Here is a 19,259-nt window from a genome sequence, read left to right on the forward strand (position 1 = left end):
GCGCTAGGATCGCACGGCCGGCGCGGCGACGCGCGGGAATCACCGTCCCACGCGTGGAAATCGTGCGCCGCGCGACCGCGCAAAGCAGCCGCACCCGGCACTCGCGTTGACCCGATGCGCCGCGCCGATGATAATTCTGCAGTTCGACGGCCGTTAACAGGCTGTCACTTCAGCGTTTTCCGGAGCCCAGCCCCATGAGCCACGCCCGCGTCCTAGGTATCGCAGGTCTTGTCGTCTTCGCGGCGGCGGCCGTTGCCTATGCCCAGACCACGGTGACCCCGGTCCCCGACGCCGCACCGGTGGAGACTGCTCCACTGGCGCCCGCAGCGCCCGAGCACGCCACCTGGGGCGATGCCCAGAACGGCCAAGCCCTGGCCGGCACCTGCGCCGCCTGCCACGGGCTGGACGGCAACTCCGAGATCCCCATGTACCCGCGCCTTGCCGGCCAGAGCGAGCGCTACATCGCCCACCAGCTGGCCCTGTTCAAGAGCGGCGAGCGCAACGACGGCATGGCCGCGGTGATGAAGCCATTCGCCGACATGCTCAGCGCGCAGGACGCGCATGACCTGGGTGCCTACTTCGCGACCCAGAAATCCGGCGCCGGCGTCGCCGATGACAGTGTGGTAACCAGTGGGCCCTACGCCGACAAGAAGTTCTACCAGATCGGCGAGCAGCTGTTCCGTGGCGGCGATCCGGCTCGTGGCATTCCCGCCTGCATGGCCTGCCACGGACCGTCCGGCGCCGGCAACCCGGGGCCGGCCTATCCGCACGTTGGCGGCCAGCACGCCGACTACTCCCAGCAGCGGCTGGAGCTGTACCGCGCTGGCACCACATCGCGTACCGATCCGCGCCTGTTCAACATCATGGCCAGCATTGCCAAGCCGCTGACCGATGAGGAAATCGGAAGCCTGGCCAGTTACATGCAGGGCCTGCACCCGGCCGCTGACGACATCGGCCTGGACGCCAAGGCGATGGCGGCAGCGCCGGCGCCGGTCGCAGCGCCCGCTGCGGACGCCACCAACGCTGATGGCGGCGCCGCGCCAGACACCGCTGCCACACCACCGGCGGCGGATGCGCCCGCCGCCGAAGCACCCGAGGGTGCTGAGCCCGCCACCGACGTCGCGCCGGAAGATACCCAGGGCTGAGGCTTGCGACCGCCCTGTTCTGAGCTCTGTGCTTTTCGTTCATCGCGCCGGCCGTATCGTTACGGTCGGCGTTCTTGTTTGAGGGATCCGTGCCAATGATGTTTCATTCCGCCCTGCCCATCTCCAGCCGCACCCGGTTTGCCCGCGTGGTGGCAACCGCCCTTCTCGCCGTGCTGCCGTTGTTAGCCTGCGCAGCGCCACCTGCGGCCGACGCGCTGGTTGCGGGCACGGATTACGCCGTGATCGCCGATGGTGCGCCGTTCGAGCCACGCCCGGGAAAGATCGAAGTCGTCGAGGTATTCGGCTATACCTGCCCGCACTGCGCGAGCTTCGAGCCGGCGCTGCAGGAGTGGAAACAGCAGCAGAAGGCAGACGTCAACGTGGTCTCGGTTCCAGCGCCCTTTGGCGGCTACTGGATTCCCTACGCACAGGCGTTCTACGCCGCACAATCGATGAACCTGGTCGAGCGCACCCACCGCGACATGTTCCGCGCGATCCATGAGGAACGCCGCCTTCCGGTCGGTGGCGCGACGCCCCGGGACATCGCGAAGTTCTACGCCGGCTACGGCGTGGACGCGGACGATTTTGCCGCCGCCATGACGGGCAAGCCGGTACACGAGAAGCTGGTAGCGGCGCGGGATTTCCTTTCGCGCAGTGAAGTGGAGGGCACGCCGACCCTTATCGTGGCAGGCAAGTACCGCGTGCTGGGCAAGACGTCGGAGGATGTGTTGCGCATCACCGACGCGCTGGTCAGCCGCGAGCGTTCCACGCTGGCGCAACAGAAAAAATAGACGTGCCGCTGCCTTGGCTGCTCATCAACCGCGGCTCTGGCGTACCTGCTATTGAATAGTGCGGCTGCGGTCGCGATCGTTACGACGTTTTCTGGAGAACCACAGATGCCCTTTTTGCCCCGCTTCGGCCTGACCCTGGCGACCGTGCTCGCGCTTGCTGCCTGCTCGTCGCAGGCGCCCACCAACACCAGCGAAGGTGCCGCGCCAGCGTCGACCGCCGCACAACCCGCTCCCAGCGCGGTCACGGCGGAAGCTGCGACCACCCAAGCCGACGCCGGGACCGCCGCGCCCGCCATCCAGGGCAACGGGACGGAGACACTGGTCCGTACGCCGGGTCCGATTGTCGCTCCGGAAGGTCCTGCACCGGTCGCCGGCGTGGACTACGTGGAGATTCCCAACGGCCAGCCTTTCCAGCCCAACAACAACAAGATTGAAGTGGTAGAGGTGTTCGGCTACACCTGTCCGGCCTGTGCGAGCTTCGAGCCGCTGGTAACCGCGTGGGCAACCAAGCTGCCCGAGGACGTGCAGTTCACCCCGCTGGCGGCGCCGTTCGGCGGTCACTGGGATCCCTTTGCGAAGGCCTTCTACGCCGCGCAGGCCAATGGGCTGCTGGCCCAGAGCCACGACGCGATGTTCAACGCCGTCCACCTTGAGCGCAGCCTGCCGCCGGACGCGAAAGAGGCCCAGATTGCGCAGTTCTACAGCCGTTTTGGCGCCGATCCCAAGCAGTTCGCGAACGCCATGGCCAGCTTCAGCGTGAAGGCGAAGATGAGCAGGGCACTGAAATTCATGCACCACTCGGGTGTGGAGTCCACCCCGGACATCGTCATTGACGGCAAGTACCGCATCATCGTCAAGGACTGGGAGCAGAAGCTCAATGTTGCCGAGCACCTGATCGCCGCGGAGCGGGCGGCCAAGTCCATGCCGCAAGCGGACGCCGCCCCCGCCGGCGATGCTGCCGCGGACGACCGGGGCTGATTTGCCGCGCGCCGTGCCTGCCATGCCCGCTTCCGAGTCCAATCACCGCGTAGAACAGGGCGCCCCGGACGGCGCCGGTCCACCGGTGGGTTCGCGCCGGCTGCGCCTGCTCAGCGCCAACATCCAGGCGGGATCCAGTACACGGGGCTACCACGACTACGTGGCGCGCAGCTGGTCGCACGTGCTTCCAGCCGGCAACAAGCGCGGCAGTCTGGACCTGATCGCGAAACTGGCGGGCCAGTACGACATCGTCGGCCTCAACGAAGCCGATCCGGGAAGCCTGCGCTCGGGCTTCACCAACCAGACCGAGTACCTCGCACGACACGGTGGCTTTGATTACTGGAGCCACCAGCCCAACCGGCGAATGGCCGGTGTCGCCTCCAGCGCCAACGGACTGCTGAGCAAGCTGCAGCCGATCGAGGTGACTGACCACTCGCTACCCGGACGCATCTCCGGCCGCGGCGTGCTGCTGGCCCGCTTCGGTGAAGGCGACGACGGGCTGGTGGTCGCCATCGCCCATCTCTCGCTGGGTGCGAACTCGCGCAGCACGCAGCTGGGCTTCATCGCCGAGCTGCTGCAGGACCATCGTCACGCCGTCCTGATGGGCGACTTCAACTGCGCCATCGAGCGCCCGGAAATGCAGGCGTTGTTCCGCAATACCCGGCTGCAGCCGCCAGCCTGCGCGGTGCCGACCTTTCCCAGCTGGCAGCCACAGCGGGCGATCGACCACATCCTGATCAGCAGTGACCTGGGCTGCTCCGGAGCGCAGGCGATGCCCGCCGCGCAGTCCGACCACCTGGCGCTGTCACTGGAACTGGACGTACCCGACGCCGCACTGCGCTGAAGCGGCCGCGACCGGCTATCCCGGCCGCTGCCGCATTCCGCGTGGTCAGAACCTCAGGTCCGCGCGCACGTAGAAATAACGGCCGCCCGGGATGTCGTAGGTCGACGCGTCATAGCCGTTGAGCGAGCACGACAGGCAGATCGGGGGATCCTTGTCGGCCAGGTTGTTGACGCCTGCGGTCAGCTGCAGTCCCTGCTGCCACTCGAAGCGGTAGCCCACCTGCAGGTCGTTGTAGGTGGTGGCCGGCAGGATGTTGGTGCCCTCGGCCGGATTGCTGCACACCGCAAACGCCACCGCATCGCCGCAGTCCTCCTTGAGCTCGCTGATGTGGCGCACGCTCCATGAGGCGTTCCACTGGTCGCGGCGCCAATCCAGCCGCGCCGTCGAGGTCCAGTCGGGAATCGCACTGTCATTGACCTCGATTCCGACCGCGCGCGGCTGCACCTGGCCGGCGGCACCGACCGCCTGGTAACGCGTGACCAGCGTGTTCTGCCAGGACAGCTTGAACCTGCCGGCCGCCGTCTCCGGCAGCGCCCAGAAGACGTTGGCGTCCCAGCCGTCGGTCTTGATCGAGCCCAGATTGGTGAGGCGGTTGCTGAAGCTGTTGATGCCGCCGATCGATGAGCGGGTGATGCCGTCGCAGTACAACGGGTCCAGGGTCTGCACGCACAGGTCCAGCTGGGTCTGGGCGTCGATGGCCTGCACCGCGCCCTCCAGGCTGTGGCGGTAGAAGGTCAGCTCCAGGTCGAGCCGGTCCGACCAGGAGGTGCCGCTGGCGAATCCGGGACTGAACACCAGGCCGGTGGTGAAGCTGCGCGCCGTTTCCGGCTGCAGGTCGCGGTTGCCGCCGGTGGTGACCGAGATCTGGCTGTTCGCCTGCACGGCACCTGTGGGCACGCCCAGCGCAGCGCAGTTGGCTGCGTTGCCACTGGGTGGGCTGCCATCCAGGCCGATCAGGCACGGATCGCTGATCTGCAGGTCGGCACGGCTGGCCGAACCGAAAAGCTCCCCGATGGACGGCGCACGGAAGCCCTCGGCATACGTTGCGCGCAGCAGCAGCTCGTCGGCGACCTGCCAGCGCAGTCCGTACTTGGGCGTAAACTGGCTGCCGAAGGTCGAGTAGTCCGAGTACCGTCCAGCCAGACTCAGCTCCAGGCTCTTGCCGAAGGTATCGGGCTTGAGCAGGGGCACGTTGAGTTCGACATAGGCCTCGCTGACGTTGTAGTCGCCCGAGGTGGGCAGCGAGGGCACGCCGTTGTAGAAACCCGCGACCGTCAGCGCGTCAGGCTGGTAGGACCCCTCGTAGCGGCGGTGTTCGGCGCCGGCGGCGAAGGAAAGCGGACCCGCCCACAGGTCCACCAGGTCGCCGGAGATGTTGGCGCTGAACATATCCAGCGTCTGCTCGCTGCGATCGCGCACCACCGGCTGGATCCAGGCCAGCATTTCCGGAGTCAGCGTCCCGGGACCGCCAAACACGTTCAACGGCACGCAGCCAGCGGTCGCCGCGCAGACCGCCGGGTCACCCAGGGCGATGGCGATGTTGCGGATGTCGTAGCTGCCGTAGTTGGTCTGGCGCGCCTCGTTTTTGGCCGTGGAGAAGTTGGCGTCCCAGAACCAGGAGCGGTCGCCGGCGTCGAACCGTCCCTCCAGCCCGGCAGCGAAGTAGCGCGTGTCGACGTTCTGCTCGTAGACACGTGCCCCGCCCTCGACCGGGCGCCGTCCGATCAGGATCAGGTTGATGTCGTTCTGCGGGGTGGCCGGGTCATCGACTGAAACCAGGTCGAAGCCGAACGGGTTGTAGGGGTTGGCCGCCGATATGAACATGCCGTCGGCAAACGCGTTGCCGGTGCCCGCGTCCGCGCCCAGGAACAGCGGTTCGGGCGCCGCCTGGTTGACCGACTCGCGCCGGTTGGCTAGGACCTTGGCGTAGGCCTGCACCTTGTCGTTGAAATAGAACCGGTACTGGCCGAACACGCCGGTGCGCGTGGAAGGCGTCAGCAGAAGGTTGTATTCGGCGAAGTTGAACCGGTCGGCGGTCGCAAAGCAGTGGAAACCATCGGTGCGGTCGCAGCCGGTCTGCGCCGGATCGTAGAAAGGGTCGTTGTCGCCCTGGTTGGGCGTCAGGTCGAGTTCCGCCCCGGTGTTGGGATCGATCAGGATGAAGCGCCCGCGCGGCGTGCCCGAGCTGCCAAAGGTCAGCCCGGTGCCGGGGGTGGGAAAGCGCGACTGCTCGCGGGTGTTGGCGTAGATCGGGTCCTGTTCGACCCGGCTGGCGCCGATGAAGAAATTGCTGCGCTCGGTGTTCATGCCCCAGGCCAGGTCCAGCCCCTTCTGGGTGCCGTCGCCCTTGCCGTACTGGCCATAGTTCAGGGTCACCTGCCCGCCATCGAAATCGCGCCGGGTGATGATGTTGACCACGCCGGCGATCGCATCAGAGCCGTACAGCGAGGACGCGCCGTCCTCGAGCACATCGATGCGCTCCACCAGCGCCAACGGAATCGTGTTCAGGTCGGTGGTTGCGCCGACACCTGACGCGGAGGACTCGTTGACCCAGCGCACGCCATCGACCAGCACCAGCACCCGCTTGGCGCCCAGGTTGCGCAGGTCGACCTGGGCCGAGCCGGCGCCGACGCCGTCGCCATTGGGTGAGAAACCGAAGTTGCCCGAGGAGTTGAACTTGGTGTTGAGTGCGGAACCCGAACCGGTCAGCTCCTGCAGGATGTCGCCCACCGAGGTCAGGCCGGTGCGGTCGATGTCCTCGCGGGTGAGCGTCTGCACCGGCGTCTGGCTTTCAATCTCCGCCTTGCGGATGCGGGTCCCGGTGACCTGGACACTGTCCAGAGTAGTCGCGCTGCGGCCCTCCTGCTGGCGGTCGGCGGTTTGCGCTTGCTGCGCGGTGGCGGGCAGCGACGCGCCCAACAGGCACAGCGCGACGGCAGCCACCAGTGGGTGGCGACAAGGTGCGTTCATCGACTTCTCTCTCCCTAAGAATGTTTCGAAGCGTCACACCCCTGTCTGCGACGACGCACTGTTGTAAACAATCCCGGGTCCGGCCACAAGCGGCACAGCTTTATGCCTTCCGTTGCAAGGATCGGGAAGTGCCGCTCAGAGTGCGCCAGTCACCAGCAGGCTCAGCGCAACCACCACCAGGAAGCCGGCGAATATCCGCTTCAGCGCGTCGCCGTGCAGGCGGTGCGCCAGACGCGTGCCCAGTGGCGCGGCAAACACCGAGGCGATGGCCACACCGATGGCAGCGGGCAGGTAGACATAGCCGATGGCGTGCGCGGGCAACGCGCCGGCAGGCGCGTGCATCGCGTAACCGACGGCGCTGGCAAATCCGATCGCGACCCCGCACGCCGACGAGGTGCCGACCGCGCGCACCGGCGCGACGCCGCGCCACACCAACAGCGGCACCGTCATACTGCCACCGCCGATCCCGACCACCGCCGACAGCGCACCGATGCCGCCGCCTGCGGCGAGAATCGGCCAGCCCCGTGGCGCCGACTGCCCGACCGCGGCTGCCTGTCGCGGCCGGCCGAACTGCAGTTGCGCCGCCGCGAGCAGGCAATAGCTGGCGACGATCCAGCGCAGCACGTCATCATCGATGCGCACCGCAGCCCCGCTGCCCAGCCATCCGCCCAGCAGCAGCCCCGGCACCATCCACGCCACCGTCGGCCACAACACACTGCCACGGCGTGCGTGGGCACGCGCCGACGCGGCCGCGGTCAGGATGATGCTGGCCAGCGAACTGGCGAGCGCGGCGTGCATCGCCGCTTCCGCCGGCACGCCCATCAGCGGCAGCAGCCACACCAGCGCCGCCACCAGGACCAACCCGCCACCGACACCCAGCAGGCCGGCAAGCACGCCCACCACCGCGCCCAACAGGGGAAACAACAGCCACCACGCGCTCATCGCACTTCCCGTCATCAAGGACCGATAGTGGAACACAGCTGCACCTGCGGCCGGCTGGTTCCGCGCATTGGCTTGCAACGCCGGCAGGGCTGCTCCGGCCCGTCGAGTTCATCGGCGCTCGGATATAGTCGCCGGATGCGACCCAACACCCTGCTCCTGCCCGTCCTTTTCGCCGCGCTCGCGATTCCATTGGCCGCGTTCACCCAATCCAGCGCCACCTCCGGCAGGCCCGCAGGCGGGCTGTCCCGCTCGCCCGCGCCGGTGGCAACAACGTCTGCCGCGGTGCAGGTTGATCCGCAACGCGAGCGCATCGGCAGCGCGATCGCCGCGGCCGAGCGCGGTCAATTCGACGCGGTGCAATACGCGGACCTGGCCCGCCACCCGCTGTTCCCGTGGGTGGAATACGCGGCCATCGCGCGCGATATCAACGTGCTGCCGCGTGCGCGGGCCGAGGCGTTTCTGGAGAAGCACCGCGGCACCGCGGTTGCCGGGGTGTTCCGCCAGGCGTGGCTCGCCGCCAGCGACCGTCGCGACGACCCCTCGGCCGTGCTTTCCGCATGGAGTGAAGACATCACGAGCACCTCCCTGCGCTGCGCGTGGCTGGATGCGCGCCACGCCCTTGGACGGATGGATAACGATTGGACGCAACAGGCGCAGACCCTGTGGACCAGCACCGGGAAGTCACTGCCTGAGTCCTGCGATCCGGTGTTCGCGGCCCTGGAGAGCCGCGGCGAACTGCCCGCGTCGCTGCGTTGGCAGCGCCTGGAGCTGGCCGCCGACGAATGGGACGGCGGCGTCATGCGTGCCATTGCCCGCGGCCTGCCCGCAGCCGAGCGCGGTCTGGCCGAGGACTACGCGGCATTCATCGACAATCCCCATCCACGCGCGCTGCAGTGGCCCAAGACCGACCGCAGTCGCCGCGTCGCCTCCCAGGGGTTGGCCAAACTGGGCAAGGCCGACCCCGATCGCGCCGAGTCGCTGCTGCCGCAGTACGCAAGCGCGCTGAACTTCAGCGAGGCTGATCGCGGCCGCGTGCTGTATCAGGTCGCCCTGTGGACGGTTGCGTCGTATCTGCCCGATTCGGCGCGCCGCCTGAACGCGGTACCGGCGTCAAGTTACGACGCGCGCCTGCATGAGTGGCGGGTCCGGGAGGCGCTGTCGCGTTCGGACTGGCCGGCCGCGCTGGCAGCCATCCGCAAGATGGAACCCGAGCAGCGCAACGACTCGCGCTACACCTACTTCGAGGCCCGCCTGGCCGAGTTGGGCGGCGACAAGGCCACCGCGCAGGCGAAATACCGCGATGCCGCGCGCCTCCCCGAATTCCACGGTTTCCTTGCCGCCGATCGCATCGACCAGCCCTACGCGCTGTGTCCCGCCACTGTCCAGGCCGAGCCGGCCACCCGCGCGGACGTGGCGGCCAATCCGGCCCTGCAGCGCGCAATCGGCCTGCACCTCCTGGGCCGCAGCGGCTGGGCGGCCAAGGAATGGGCCGACGCGGTGGCGGGTTTCAACGACACCCAACGCCAGGTCGCGGTGCAGATCGCACAGGCCAACGGCTGGTTCGACCGCGCGGTGTTCTGGCTGGGCAAGGCGCCGGGTGAACTGCAGCTCTACGACATGCGCTTCCCCTTGAACCACGATGCGACGATCCGCCGTGAGGCCCGTCGCAACAACATCGACCCGGCGTGGGTCGCGGCGGAGATCCGTGCGGAGAGCATCTTCAACCCGAAGGCGCGTTCCGGGGCCAACGCAATGGGACTGATGCAGGTCCTTCCGACCACCGGTGAGGCAGTGGCGCGGCGCGTCGGCCGCAGCTGGGGCGGCCCGCCCAGCCTGTACGACCCCGACACCAACATCGCCCTGGGCACCGGCTACCTGCGCCAGATGCTGGACCAGTACGGCGGCAAACCCTACTTCGCCATCGCCGGCTACAACGCGGGCCCGGCGCCGCTGACCCGCTGGCAGACCCAGCGCCCGGGTATGGATCCGGACTTCTGGATCGAGACGATCAGCTACAAGGAGACCCGCGAATATGTTGCCCGCGTGCTCGCCTTCAGCGTGATCTACGACTGGCGCCTGGACGGAGACGCGCTGCGCCTGAGCGACCGCCTGTACGGCCGGACCAACGCACCGCGCAAGTCATTCGCGTGTCCGAGCCCAACGGCGGATCGTTCGTGAGCCCGGTGGCCGCACGTCTGGCGCCCGTTCTGTGAAGATCTACCTGGTCGGCGGCGCCGTGCGCGACCGCCTGCTCGGCCTGCCCGCCGGTGATCGCGACTGGGTGGTGGTTGGTGAAACCCAGTCCACGATGGAAGCGGCCGGTTTCAAGCCCGTCGGGCGCGACTTCCCGGTGTTCCTGCATCCCGATACCGGCGAGGAACACGCATTGGCGCGTACCGAGCGCAAGTCCGGGCGTGGCTATCGCGGCTTCGTGGTCGACGCCGACCCGTCGGTGTCGTTGGAAGAAGATCTGGGCCGGCGCGATTTCACCATCAACGCCATCGCCGAGGACGCGCAGGGTGGACTGGTCGATCCGCACGGCGGGATCGCCGACATCCAGGCACGGGTCCTGCGCCACGTTGGTCCGGCATTCGTCGAAGACCCGCTGCGGGTGCTGCGCGCCGCGCGCTTCATGGCGCGCTTCGCGCCGCTGGGGTTCACCGTCGCGGCGGAGACCATGGCGCTGATGCGGGAGATCACGGCCTCGGGCGAGCTGGCCGAACTGGTACCCGAGCGCGTATGGCAGGAACTGCGTCGTGCGCTCGCCAGCCAGCGTCCCTCCGCGTTCCTGCGCACCCTGCACGACGCCGGCGCACTGGCGGTCGTACTTCCGGAAGTGGCGGCCCTCTACGGCGTCCCGCAGCGCGCCGAGTTCCATCCCGAGATCGATACCGGCGTGCACGTGGAGCTGGTCTGCGACATGGCCGCCCGGCTGGCGCCCGGCGACGAACTGATCGGGTTTGCCGCGCTCACCCACGACCTGGGCAAGGCACTGACGCCGGCGCATGTGCTGCCGCGCCATATCGGCCATGAGCAGGCGGGCATCGCCCCGCTTCGGGCACTGTGCGAGCGCCTGAAAGTCCCCACCGAGCACCACCAGTTGGCCGCCATCGCCTGCCGCGAGCACCTTAACGTGCACCGCTTCGACGAGCTGCGCGCCAGCACCGTGGTGACCATGATCGAGCGCTGCGACGGCTTCCGCAAGCCGGGCCGGATCGACCAACTGGCGACCGTTTGCGAGGCCGACAAGCGCGGACGCACCGGGCATGCCGGGGACCCCTACCCGCAGGGCGACAGCCTTCGCGCGGCCCATGCCGCGGCGCGGGCCGTGCGTACCGACGCCCTGCCCGCAGGCCTCACCGGCCCGGCCATCGGCACGGCGATGCGGGAAGCCCGGATCGCCGCGGTGGCCGCCGCGACCGGCAAGCGCCCCTAGATCCTGCCTGTCGCGGGTGGCGGATGCGGGCTACGGCAGCCGCGCGTCCAGCCGCTGCAGCCACAAGGCAGCCGGGGTCGCGGACAGCAGCAGTCCGGCGAGCACACCAAAGGAATTGGCCAGCGCGTCGGCCGCGTCGCCCATGCGGTCGGTGGTCATGCTGGCCTGGGCGAATTCCACGCCAATGCCGAAGGCGATGATGATCAGCGCCATCAGCGCCTGGGTACGCATCCGCGCGAACAGCGAGACCGCGCCGGCCGACAGCAACGCGTAGCCGACGAAGTGCTGCACCTTGTCGAACCCGGAGATGTCCACCGGCGGCAGGTCGTCGGGAGACATCAGCGAGCCGACCGCAATCAGAACGAACAACAGCAGCCACAGGGACAACCACAGCCACGGCCGCCGAAACGATCGCATCAACGAAGGCCGCTGCGGCGCCGTGGTCACAGACGGAAACTCAGGTCACCGGCGAGGAAGGCCGCCCCGAACTCGACATCCTTCTCGAAACCCATGACCTGGAACCGCTCGCCCATCTCGCTGGGCAGGGTCAGCCGCTTGACCTCGTTGATCCGCCGCTGGCGCAGCTCCTCGTCCTTGATCGACTCGATGCGCTCCAGCACGCCCGCCATGCCGTTGCCGAGCAGGAAGCTGGCCTGGCTGCAGTAACCGGCAAAATCGAAGCCGGCCGCGTCGCCCGCTTCGGCCAGCGCGGTGAAGTCCACCGACGCCGTGATGTCCTGCAGGCCGGGCCACAGCAGCGGATCGGCGTGCATGCGATGGCGGTAGTAGGCGCGCAAAGTGCCGTCACTGCGCTCCAGCTGGTAGTACTCGCCGCGCGGATAGCCGTAATCGACAAACAGCATGGCCCCGCGGCGCAGTCCGCCGGCCACCGCCTGGATCCAGTACGGCAGCTGCGGCAACACCTCGGAGCGATACCCATCGGGCAATGGCTGCTGCAGCCGCAGGCCAACATGCTGCACGGCGTTGGCGAGGAACGCGTCGGCCAGGCGCAGTTCGCGGGCGAACCCGCGCGCGGTCGCCACCACATGCTCCTCGTGCACCTGCCCGTCCTGCAGGACGAAGCGCGGCGTCGGCAGGGCGTCGATCACCTCGTTGGCGAACACCGCGCCGTCCCAATCATCATCAAAGGGGCCGTCCAGCCACTCCACCAGGTCGAAGACCGGCCCGATCAGTGCCTCGCGCAACCGTTCGCGCTGGCGTTCGCGCAGCTGCGCGCTCGGCTCCAGAATGGCGTAGCGGTCCGGCAGCGCGTCCAGCTCCAGCAACCGCTTCAGCGCGACTTCGGCAAACGCGCCGGTGCCGCCGCCCAACTCGAGGATGCGTGCCGCCGGTCCGCATTGCTGGATGACCGGTGCAAGCGATTCGGCCACGCAGGCGGCGAAAATCGGGCCCAGCTCGGGGGCGGTGATGAAATCGCCCTCGGCGCCGAACTTGCTCGCCCCGGCGCTGTAGTAGCCCAGACCCGGCGCATACAGGGCCAGCTCCATGAAGCGGGAAAACGGGATCGCGCCGCCGTTGTCGGCAATCTGCTGCTCGATGACGGCCTGCAGCTGCGCACTGTGGGCGAGCGCTTCGGCGGCTGGTGGCGGAAGATCGAACGGGTGGGAAGAGGCGTGGCTCACTGGGATCGCTCGGATTGGCATTGCGGTGGGCAGTCGCGCAGGATAACGGCTTGTGCCTTAAGGAAGCCGCCATGCCCCGCCCCGTCGCCCTGGTCACCGGCAGTGCCAAACGCATTGGCGCGCAGATCGCGCGCACCCTGCATGCGGCCGGGTACGACCTTGCGCTGCATTACCGCAGCTCGCGCACAGCGATGGAAGCGCTGGCGGCGGAACTGGAGCTCATGCGTCCCGGCAGCACCCTGACACTGCAGGCCGATCTGGCCGAGTTCGACCGGCTGCCGGAGCTGATCGCCCGCACGATCGGCCACTTCGGCCGCCTGGACGCACTGGTCAACAACGCCTCCGGATTCACCCCCACGCCGGTCGGCGAGGCGACCCCGCAGCAGTGGGACACGCTGTTTGCCAGCAATGCGCGCGCGCCGTTGTTCCTCGCCCAGGCTGCCGCGCCGCATCTGGCGGTCCATGGTGGTGCGATCGTCAACATGGTCGATATCTACGCCGAACGCCCGCTCGCCGGCCACACGATCTACTGCATGGCCAAGGCTGCGCTGCTGATGGCGACCCGCTCACTGGCGCTGGAGCTCGGACCGCAGGTGCGGGTCAATGCGGTCGCGCCCGGCGCGATCCTGTGGCCGCACGACGCCACAGCCGGCGACGCCAACCACGCCGCTCCCGGGTCGGATACGCCGCCCGCCACAGCGGATCAGGCGGAAAAACTGGCACGCACGCCATTGCAACGCACGGGCACCCCGGTCGAGGTGGCCGAGGCGGTGCGCTGGTTGTTGCAGGATGCGAGCTACTGCACCGGCCAGGTCGTGCACGTGGACGGTGGGCGGATGCTCGCGGGCTGAGCGTGGTTACTCGCCCCGCGTCGCCTCGGCACGGCGGCGCAGTTCGTACGCTCTCGCCTCCTCCGCGCCTTCTTCGTTGCGGATCTGCCTGCGCAGGAAAAGGTGGATGCCCAGCGGCACCATCACCAACAGGAAGATGGAGCCACCCAGGGACAGCCAGCCCACGGGCTTGGTCAACAGTTCAACCAGGATCGGATGCATCGCGCGCCTCCTTGTGGCGGTGTCGATGGCACCATCGTGCCCTATTGCGGCGCGGCGATCTTGAGCGCGATCAAATCCCGCCGGCGTCCGCCAGCGACACGGTCGGCAGGACCCTGTCACGGTCCGGGTGGATGTCCCACAACTGCGCCAGGGTGCGGCCGTCGCCAGGCACCACCACGTCCGGGGCGATGTCCGCCAGCGGACGCAGCACGAAGGCGTGTTCCAGATCCGGACGCGGGATGCGCAGGTTGCCCGGACCGGACAGCTCACGGTCGTCGAACAGGACGATGTCGATGTCCAGGGTGCGATCGCCAAACCTGGGTCCGCTGCGATCACGCTGATGCGCATCCTCAAGCGCGTGCAACCAGTCGTGCAGGGCGACCGGGTCGAGCTCGGTGTGGATTATCGCCGCGGCGTTGAGAAAGTCATTGCCATCGAACCCGACCGCGCGGGTGCGGTACACCGGCGAGAGGTCCATGGCGCCGAAGCGCTCGCGCAACTCCTCCACGGCCCTGCGCAGGTGGGCCACCGGTTCCAGGTTGCTGCCAAGGCTGAGGTAGGCCCGACTCATGCCGGCGAGCTGCCTGCGCGGGTGGCCTCGCCTTCACCGCCCACCCCGGCGACGGACCGCGCGACATCCCCGTCCGGATCGGTGTCGGCGCCTGCGTTTGCCGCCTCGTTGGGCCGCGACAGGGACGCCATCAGCGCCGCCAGGTCCGCACCACCCGGCGCCTGGTACAGGCGCAGGCCGAATTCGGGCAACATCGCGATCAGGTGGTCGAAGATGTCCGACTGGGTGTTCTCGTACACCGCCCACTGCACGCTGTTGGTGAAGCAATACAGCTCCAGCGGCAGGCCGGTCGCACCGGGTTCGAGCTGCCGCACCAGCAGGGTCATGTCCTGGTGGATGCCCGGGTGCGCACGCAGGTAGTGATAGACATACGCGCGGAAGGTGCCGATGTTGGTCACCCGGCGGGTATTCACCGGATCCTTGCCCTTGGCCAGCAGATTCTCGTTGTAGGCTTCCAGCTCGCGGCGCTTGTCGTCCAGATACTCATCGATCAGGGCGATCCGCCGCAGGCGGGAACGCTCTTCGGGTTCCAGAAAGCGCACCGAGGACTGGTCGATCAGCAGCGCCCGCTTGATCCTGCGCCCGCCGGACTCCTGCATGCCGCGCCAGTTCTTGAAGCTGTCGCTGATCAGCCGGTAGGTCGGAATGGTGGTGACGGTCTTGTCCCAGTTCTGCACCTTGACCGTGTTCAGCGCCATGTCGATCACGTCGCCGTCGGCCTGCAGCGCGGGCATCTCGATCCAGTCGCCGACCCGCAGCATGTCGTTGTTGGCCAGCTGGATGCTGGCGACCAGCGACAGGATGGTGTCCTTGAACACCAGCATCACCACCGCGCTCATCGCACCAAAGCCCGACAGCAGCAGCAGCGGCGAGCGGTCGATAAGCGTGGCGACGATGACCACCACCGCAAATACGTAAACCACCAGCTTGACCACCTGCAGGTAGCCCTTGATCGGGCGCTCGTTGGCCCGGCTGCTGCTGGCGACGTAAAGCTGGTTGACCGCGTCGAGGACGTGGCTGATCGCCAGCGCGATGGTCAATGCCACGAACGCCAGCGCGACATTGCGCACCACCGTCTCCACCCCGGATGGCAGCTCCGTGATGGCGGCGATGCCGCTGGCGATGATCAGCGCCGGCACGATGTTGGCCAGACGCGCGAGCACCTTGGGCGACATCAACGCATCGTCCCAGCGCATTGGAGTCGCCTTCACCACGCGCGTGACCACGCGCACGAGGATGACCCGGGTCAGCCAGTTGGCCAGCCAGGCGGCCAGCGCGAGGCCCGCGAGCTGGAGCACAGTGAACGTGTAGGGGTAAGCCTCCAGCGGCTCCAGGAACGTCCAGTCGGTTAGCAAAGTCATTCCGCCAGCATAGCGGCCGATCGTTCGATCATCACGCCGACCGAGCGCGCGCCGCGCACCGCGCCGGGCTTGCCCAGCTTCAGCCGCACATGGGCGACGCCGAACTCCTCCAGGATCAGTGCCGCGACGCGCTCGGCCAAGGTCTCCACCAGGCCGAACTCGGACTGCCCCACGTAGGCGATGATCCGCTTGCTGACCGCCTTGTAGTTGAGGGTGTCTTCGATCGCATCAGTCGCCGCGGGACGCCGGTTGTCGAAGGCCATCTCGACGTCGAACACCAGCGGCTGCCGGATCCGGCGCTCCCAGTCGTAGATGCCGATCAGGGCCTCCACTTCCAGTCCTTCGATGAATACCTTGTCCATTGCCGTTTACCTGTCTGTACTGAACTGCGCGGGTGCACAGCGCAAATGATGAGTGGATGGAACCGCGTGCTTGAGGATCTGCGCGCCCGCACGGTGGTTGGCGGCGCTCCGCTGATGAGCGCCGCTCAGAGCCCCGCTCAGAGCGCCGGCAGCGTCGCCATATCCCAGCGCGGCCATACCTGGACGGCGGCGTCGCCGTGTTGACCGGCCTGCAGGCGAAGCGCGCCGGCAAACGCGATCATCGCGCCGTTGTCGGTGCAGAACGCCGGCCGTGGGAAGCTGACCCGGCCGCCGCGCCGCGCCGCCATCGCCTGCAGCTTCTCCCGCAGCCGCGCATTCGCACCCACCCCGCCCGCCACCACCAGCGTCTGGCAGCCGGCCGCGTCCAGCGCGCGCTCGCACTTGATCGCCAACGTATCCACCACCGCCTCCTCGAACGCCCGGGCAATGTCGGCGCGCGCCTGCGCCGACTGGTCGCTGTCGCGCCAGGCCAACATGACCTGGGTCTTCAGCCCGCTGAAGCTGAAATCCAGTCCCGGGCGGTTGGTCATCGGGCGCGGGAAACGGTACGCACCGGCGGTACCCTGGCCTGCCAGCGCCGCCAGCTGTGGCCCACCCGGGTATGGCAGTCCCATCAGTTTGGCGGTCTTGTCGAAGGCCTCGCCGGCGGCATCGTCCAGAGTCTCTCCCAGCAGCCGATAGCTGCCGATCGCATCAACCGCGATCAGCTGGGTATGCCCACCCGAGACGAGCAGAGCCACGAACGGCGGCTGCGGGCGGCCCAGCGGGTCATCCTCCAGCAGCGGCGCGAGCAGGTGGCCTTCCATGTGATGGACTGCGACCGCGGGCTTGTCCAGCGCCCACGCAAGTGACCGCGCCACACCGGCGCCCACCAGCAGCGCGCCCACCAGCCCGGGGCCGGCGGTGTAGGCCACCCCGTCAATGTCGGCCACCGCCATGCCCGCCTCGTCCAGGGTCTGGCGGATCAGCGGCAGCAGCTTGCGCACGTGGTCGCGACTGGCCAGCTCCGGCACCACGCCGCCATACTCCGCGTGCAGCGCAATCTGGCTGTACAGCGCATGTGCCAGGAGGCCGTCGCGGGTGTCATAGACGGCCACGCCGGTTTCGTCGCAACTGGTTTCGATACCCAAGACTTTCATTGGCGGTATGCGGCCTGACCGCAATTGGGGATGGCAGCAGGTTACTCCAGCCGCCGCAACGGCACGTATCTGCGGGGATTGTGTGTGGCGACTTGCACTGGCGACGCCTGCCTCGCTATCATATGCGGCTCGCCCGGACTTGCCGGGCAGTTCACCCGAACCGAGATTCCGCATGCCTGCCGTTAAAGTCCGCGAAAACGAGCCATTCGAGTTTGCCCTGCGTCGCTTCAAGCGCACCTGCGAAAAGGCCGGCGTCCTCGCCGAGACCCGCAAGCGCGAGTATTACGAAAAGCCGACCCAGGAGCGCAAGCGCAAGGCCGCTGCCGCTGTCAAGCGCCAGTCCCGTCGCGTCGCCCGCGATGTGACCAAGCGTCAGCGCCTGTACTGATCGCCTGGTCGGATGGACCGGATCCGGCGCCGCCAAGGCGCTGTTGATCAGATTCCGTTCGACCCAGATACCCTGACCCGCCGGCAACGCCGCGGTCCGGGCCGTAAGCAGCAAGCCGGCCGCGCCACGATGCGCCGCCGGCTTTTTGTGTTCGCCGCTTTCCTGCCGAGACCCTGCCATGACCCTCAAGCAACAACTCACCGATGACATGAAGACCGCGATGAAGAGCGGCGCCAAGCACGATCTGGGCGTGATCCGCCTGATGCTGTCGGCGATCAAGCAAAAGGAAGTCGACGAGCGGATCGAGCTGGACGACGCCCAGGTGCTCGCGATCCTCGACAAGATGGTCAAGCAGCGCCGCGATTCGGTCAGCCAGTTCGAAGCGGCCTCGCGCGAGGACCTGGCCGTGATCGAGCGCGACGAGATCCTGGTCATCGAACGTTACCTGCCGGCCAAGCTGGACGAAGCCGCCATCAGCGCCGCCATCGACGCGGCGGTCAGCGAAACCGGTGCGACCGGGCCGGCCGACATCGGCAAGCTGATGGGCGTGCTGAAGCCGAAACTCGCCGGCCAGGCCGACATGGGCCTGGTGTCGAAACTGGTCAAGCAGCGCCTCAGCGCCTGAAGTCCGCCACCGCGACCGACCGCCGCCGCACATGATCCATCGCCACGAGCGTATCCACGAACTGACCGAGCGCCTGCAGCAGAGCTGGCCGGCGCAATTCGTGCGCCGGTTCCTCGCCTACGACATTCTCGCGTTGGCAGCGGCCCTGTCGTTCTTCACCCTGCTCTCGCTGGCGCCGCTGGTGGTGATGCTGCTGTGGCTGACGACCTCGCTTTATCCCGTCGCGCAGGGCGAGTTCTTCCATCAGATCGGCCTGCTGGCCGGCCCCCAGGTGGAGCAGACGGCACGTCTGATCGTCGCCAACGCCGAGAAGGAACCCGGCACCGGGTCGCTTGCGGCAATCTTGGGCACCGCCGCGCTGCTGGTGGGTGCCTCGATGGTGTTCGGCCAGTTGCAGGTGGCGCTGAACCGGGTCTTCCGCAGCGACGCGACCCGTCTGGGCGGCATATTGCCGTGGCTGCGCAAGCGCCTGCTGTCCTTTGGCATGGCCCTGGGCGTGGGCTTCCTGCTGGTCGTCTCGATGGCCGCGCAGGCCGCGTTGGCGGTCGTGCTGGCGTGGCTGCCGGATCTGATGCCGGTACTCGCCGAGCTGGTCTCGTTCCTGCTCTATACCGTCGTGTTCTCGCTGATCTACCGCCTGCTGCCCGACCGCCCGGTCAGCCGGCGCCGGGCGCTCCTGGGCGGCGCGATGACCTCGGCACTGTTCATGGTCGGGCGCTGGGCGATCGGCCTGTATCTGGGCCAGTCCACCCTGGGCAACGCCTACGGTCCGGCGGGCGGCCTGGTCGTGATGCTGGTCTGGTTGTACTACTGCGCGGTGGTGTTCCTGGTCGGCGCGCTTATCACCGCGATGCTGGATGAACACGCGCGACTGAAGCGCCGCCTGGCCCACGAGCAGGCTGCCGCGGACGACACGCAGCCCGCGGCCGCTGTCGATCCGACCGCGCCCCGTCAGGATCCGGTCGCCTGAGCGCAGCGTGACGCGCACCGG

19 protein-coding genes are annotated in these 19,259 nt (G+C 68.0%); 10 read left to right on the plus strand and 9 right to left on the minus strand.

Translation table 11 applies throughout. From position 1 onward, the window contains the following. Positions 1-194: 194 nt before the first annotated feature. From KZ491_RS08155 to KZ491_RS08170, 4 genes are all read left to right on the plus strand, one after another. On the plus strand, positions 195-1,145 hold the full coding sequence (locus KZ491_RS08155; RefSeq protein WP_222565319.1) for a c-type cytochrome: 951 nt from the start codon (positions 195-197) through the stop codon (positions 1,143-1,145). A 95-nt stretch (positions 1,146-1,240) separates the two neighbouring features. Then, entirely contained in the window at positions 1,241-1,936 is a 696-nt protein-coding gene (locus KZ491_RS08160) for a thiol:disulfide interchange protein DsbA/DsbL (protein WP_246606628.1), read from the plus strand. A gap of 105 nt (positions 1,937-2,041) precedes the next feature. Then, positions 2,042-2,914: a thiol:disulfide interchange protein DsbA/DsbL gene (locus tag KZ491_RS08165; protein WP_222565320.1), complete on the plus strand. Its 873-nt coding sequence runs from the start codon at positions 2,042-2,044 to the stop codon at positions 2,912-2,914. Positions 2,915-3,020: 106 nt separating this feature from the next. Then, on the plus strand, positions 3,021-3,758 hold the full coding sequence (locus KZ491_RS08170) for an endonuclease/exonuclease/phosphatase family protein (RefSeq protein WP_043958067.1): 738 nt from the start codon (positions 3,021-3,023) through the stop codon (positions 3,756-3,758). A gap of 45 nt (positions 3,759-3,803) precedes the next feature. Here the strand turns inward: KZ491_RS08170 and KZ491_RS08175 are convergent, their stop codons facing one another. Then, complete coding sequence (locus KZ491_RS08175; RefSeq protein ID WP_222565322.1) at positions 3,804-6,728, minus strand: TonB-dependent receptor; 2,925 nt, start codon at positions 6,726-6,728, stop codon at positions 3,804-3,806. 135 nt (positions 6,729-6,863) lie between these two features. Next, positions 6,864-7,670: a sulfite exporter TauE/SafE family protein gene (locus KZ491_RS08180; RefSeq protein ID WP_222565323.1), complete on the minus strand. Its 807-nt coding sequence runs from the start codon at positions 7,668-7,670 to the stop codon at positions 6,864-6,866. A 135-nt stretch (positions 7,671-7,805) separates the two neighbouring features. Here KZ491_RS08180 and KZ491_RS08185 point away from each other — a divergent pair, with 135 nt between their 5' ends. Together KZ491_RS08185 and KZ491_RS08190 are read left to right on the plus strand one after the other, a co-directional pair. Beyond that, the gene (locus KZ491_RS08185) at positions 7,806-9,848 is read left to right on the plus strand and encodes a transglycosylase SLT domain-containing protein (protein ID WP_222565324.1); all 2,043 of its coding nucleotides are present in this window, start codon (positions 7,806-7,808) and stop codon (positions 9,846-9,848) included. A gap of 31 nt (positions 9,849-9,879) precedes the next feature. Further along, the gene (locus tag KZ491_RS08190; RefSeq protein ID WP_222565325.1) at positions 9,880-11,106 is read left to right on the plus strand and encodes a multifunctional CCA addition/repair protein; all 1,227 of its coding nucleotides are present in this window, start codon (positions 9,880-9,882) and stop codon (positions 11,104-11,106) included. Positions 11,107-11,136: 30 nt separating this feature from the next. On the opposite strand, the gene KZ491_RS08195 is transcribed toward KZ491_RS08190, so the two are convergent. Together KZ491_RS08195 and KZ491_RS08200 are read right to left on the minus strand one after the other, a co-directional pair. Next, complete coding sequence (locus KZ491_RS08195) at positions 11,137-11,523, minus strand: VanZ family protein (protein WP_222565326.1); 387 nt, start codon at positions 11,521-11,523, stop codon at positions 11,137-11,139. 26 nt (positions 11,524-11,549) lie between these two features. Beyond that, positions 11,550-12,749: a class I SAM-dependent methyltransferase gene (locus tag KZ491_RS08200; protein WP_343225577.1), complete on the minus strand. Its 1,200-nt coding sequence runs from the start codon at positions 12,747-12,749 to the stop codon at positions 11,550-11,552. Between the two features lie 71 nt (positions 12,750-12,820). On the opposite strand from KZ491_RS08200, the gene KZ491_RS08205 reads away from it, so the two are divergent. Further along, entirely contained in the window at positions 12,821-13,600 is a 780-nt protein-coding gene (locus KZ491_RS08205) for a pteridine reductase (RefSeq protein WP_222565328.1), read from the plus strand. A 6-nt stretch (positions 13,601-13,606) separates the two neighbouring features. Here KZ491_RS08205 and KZ491_RS08210 read toward each other — a convergent pair whose 3' ends face one another. From KZ491_RS08210 to tsaD, 5 genes are all read right to left on the minus strand, one after another. Beyond that, positions 13,607-13,801: a hypothetical protein gene (locus KZ491_RS08210; RefSeq protein ID WP_043958658.1), complete on the minus strand. Its 195-nt coding sequence runs from the start codon at positions 13,799-13,801 to the stop codon at positions 13,607-13,609. A 70-nt stretch (positions 13,802-13,871) separates the two neighbouring features. After that, positions 13,872-14,372, minus strand: coding sequence for a 2-amino-4-hydroxy-6-hydroxymethyldihydropteridine diphosphokinase (gene folK / locus KZ491_RS08215; RefSeq protein WP_043958659.1), 501 nt, complete (start codon positions 14,370-14,372; stop codon positions 13,872-13,874). After that, the gene (locus tag KZ491_RS08220; protein ID WP_222565329.1) at positions 14,369-15,733 is read right to left on the minus strand and encodes a mechanosensitive ion channel family protein; all 1,365 of its coding nucleotides are present in this window, start codon (positions 15,731-15,733) and stop codon (positions 14,369-14,371) included. The genes folK and KZ491_RS08220 overlap by 4 nt, the downstream gene beginning before the upstream one ends. After that, a complete protein-coding gene (gene folB / locus KZ491_RS08225; protein ID WP_222565330.1) occupies positions 15,730-16,095 on the minus strand; it encodes a dihydroneopterin aldolase in 366 nt (121 codons plus the stop codon). Before folB ends, KZ491_RS08220 begins: the two co-directional genes overlap by 4 nt. A 137-nt stretch (positions 16,096-16,232) precedes the next feature. Beyond that, positions 16,233-17,255, minus strand: coding sequence for a tRNA (adenosine(37)-N6)-threonylcarbamoyltransferase complex transferase subunit TsaD (gene tsaD / locus KZ491_RS08230; protein ID WP_222565331.1), 1,023 nt, complete (start codon positions 17,253-17,255; stop codon positions 16,233-16,235). Positions 17,256-17,427: 172 nt separating this feature from the next. On the opposite strand from tsaD, the gene rpsU reads away from it, so the two are divergent. The 3 genes from rpsU (at position 17,428) to KZ491_RS08245 (ending at position 19,238) form a co-directional block, all read left to right on the plus strand. Continuing rightward, complete coding sequence (gene rpsU / locus KZ491_RS08235; RefSeq protein ID WP_043959185.1) at positions 17,428-17,643, plus strand: 30S ribosomal protein S21; 216 nt, start codon at positions 17,428-17,430, stop codon at positions 17,641-17,643. Between the two features lie 178 nt (positions 17,644-17,821). Next, the gene (locus KZ491_RS08240; RefSeq protein WP_222565332.1) at positions 17,822-18,268 is read left to right on the plus strand and encodes a GatB/YqeY domain-containing protein; all 447 of its coding nucleotides are present in this window, start codon (positions 17,822-17,824) and stop codon (positions 18,266-18,268) included. Positions 18,269-18,299: 31 nt separating this feature from the next. Further along, positions 18,300-19,238 carry a YihY/virulence factor BrkB family protein gene (locus tag KZ491_RS08245; protein ID WP_222565333.1) on the plus strand — a complete coding sequence of 313 codons (939 nt, stop codon included), beginning with the start codon at positions 18,300-18,302 and terminating at the stop codon, positions 19,236-19,238. The last annotated feature ends 21 nt before the right edge of the window (positions 19,239-19,259 follow it).

Source organism: Novilysobacter antarcticus (genome assembly GCF_019802285.1).
GTDB classification, from domain to species: domain Bacteria; phylum Pseudomonadota; class Gammaproteobacteria; order Xanthomonadales; family Xanthomonadaceae; genus Novilysobacter; species Novilysobacter antarcticus.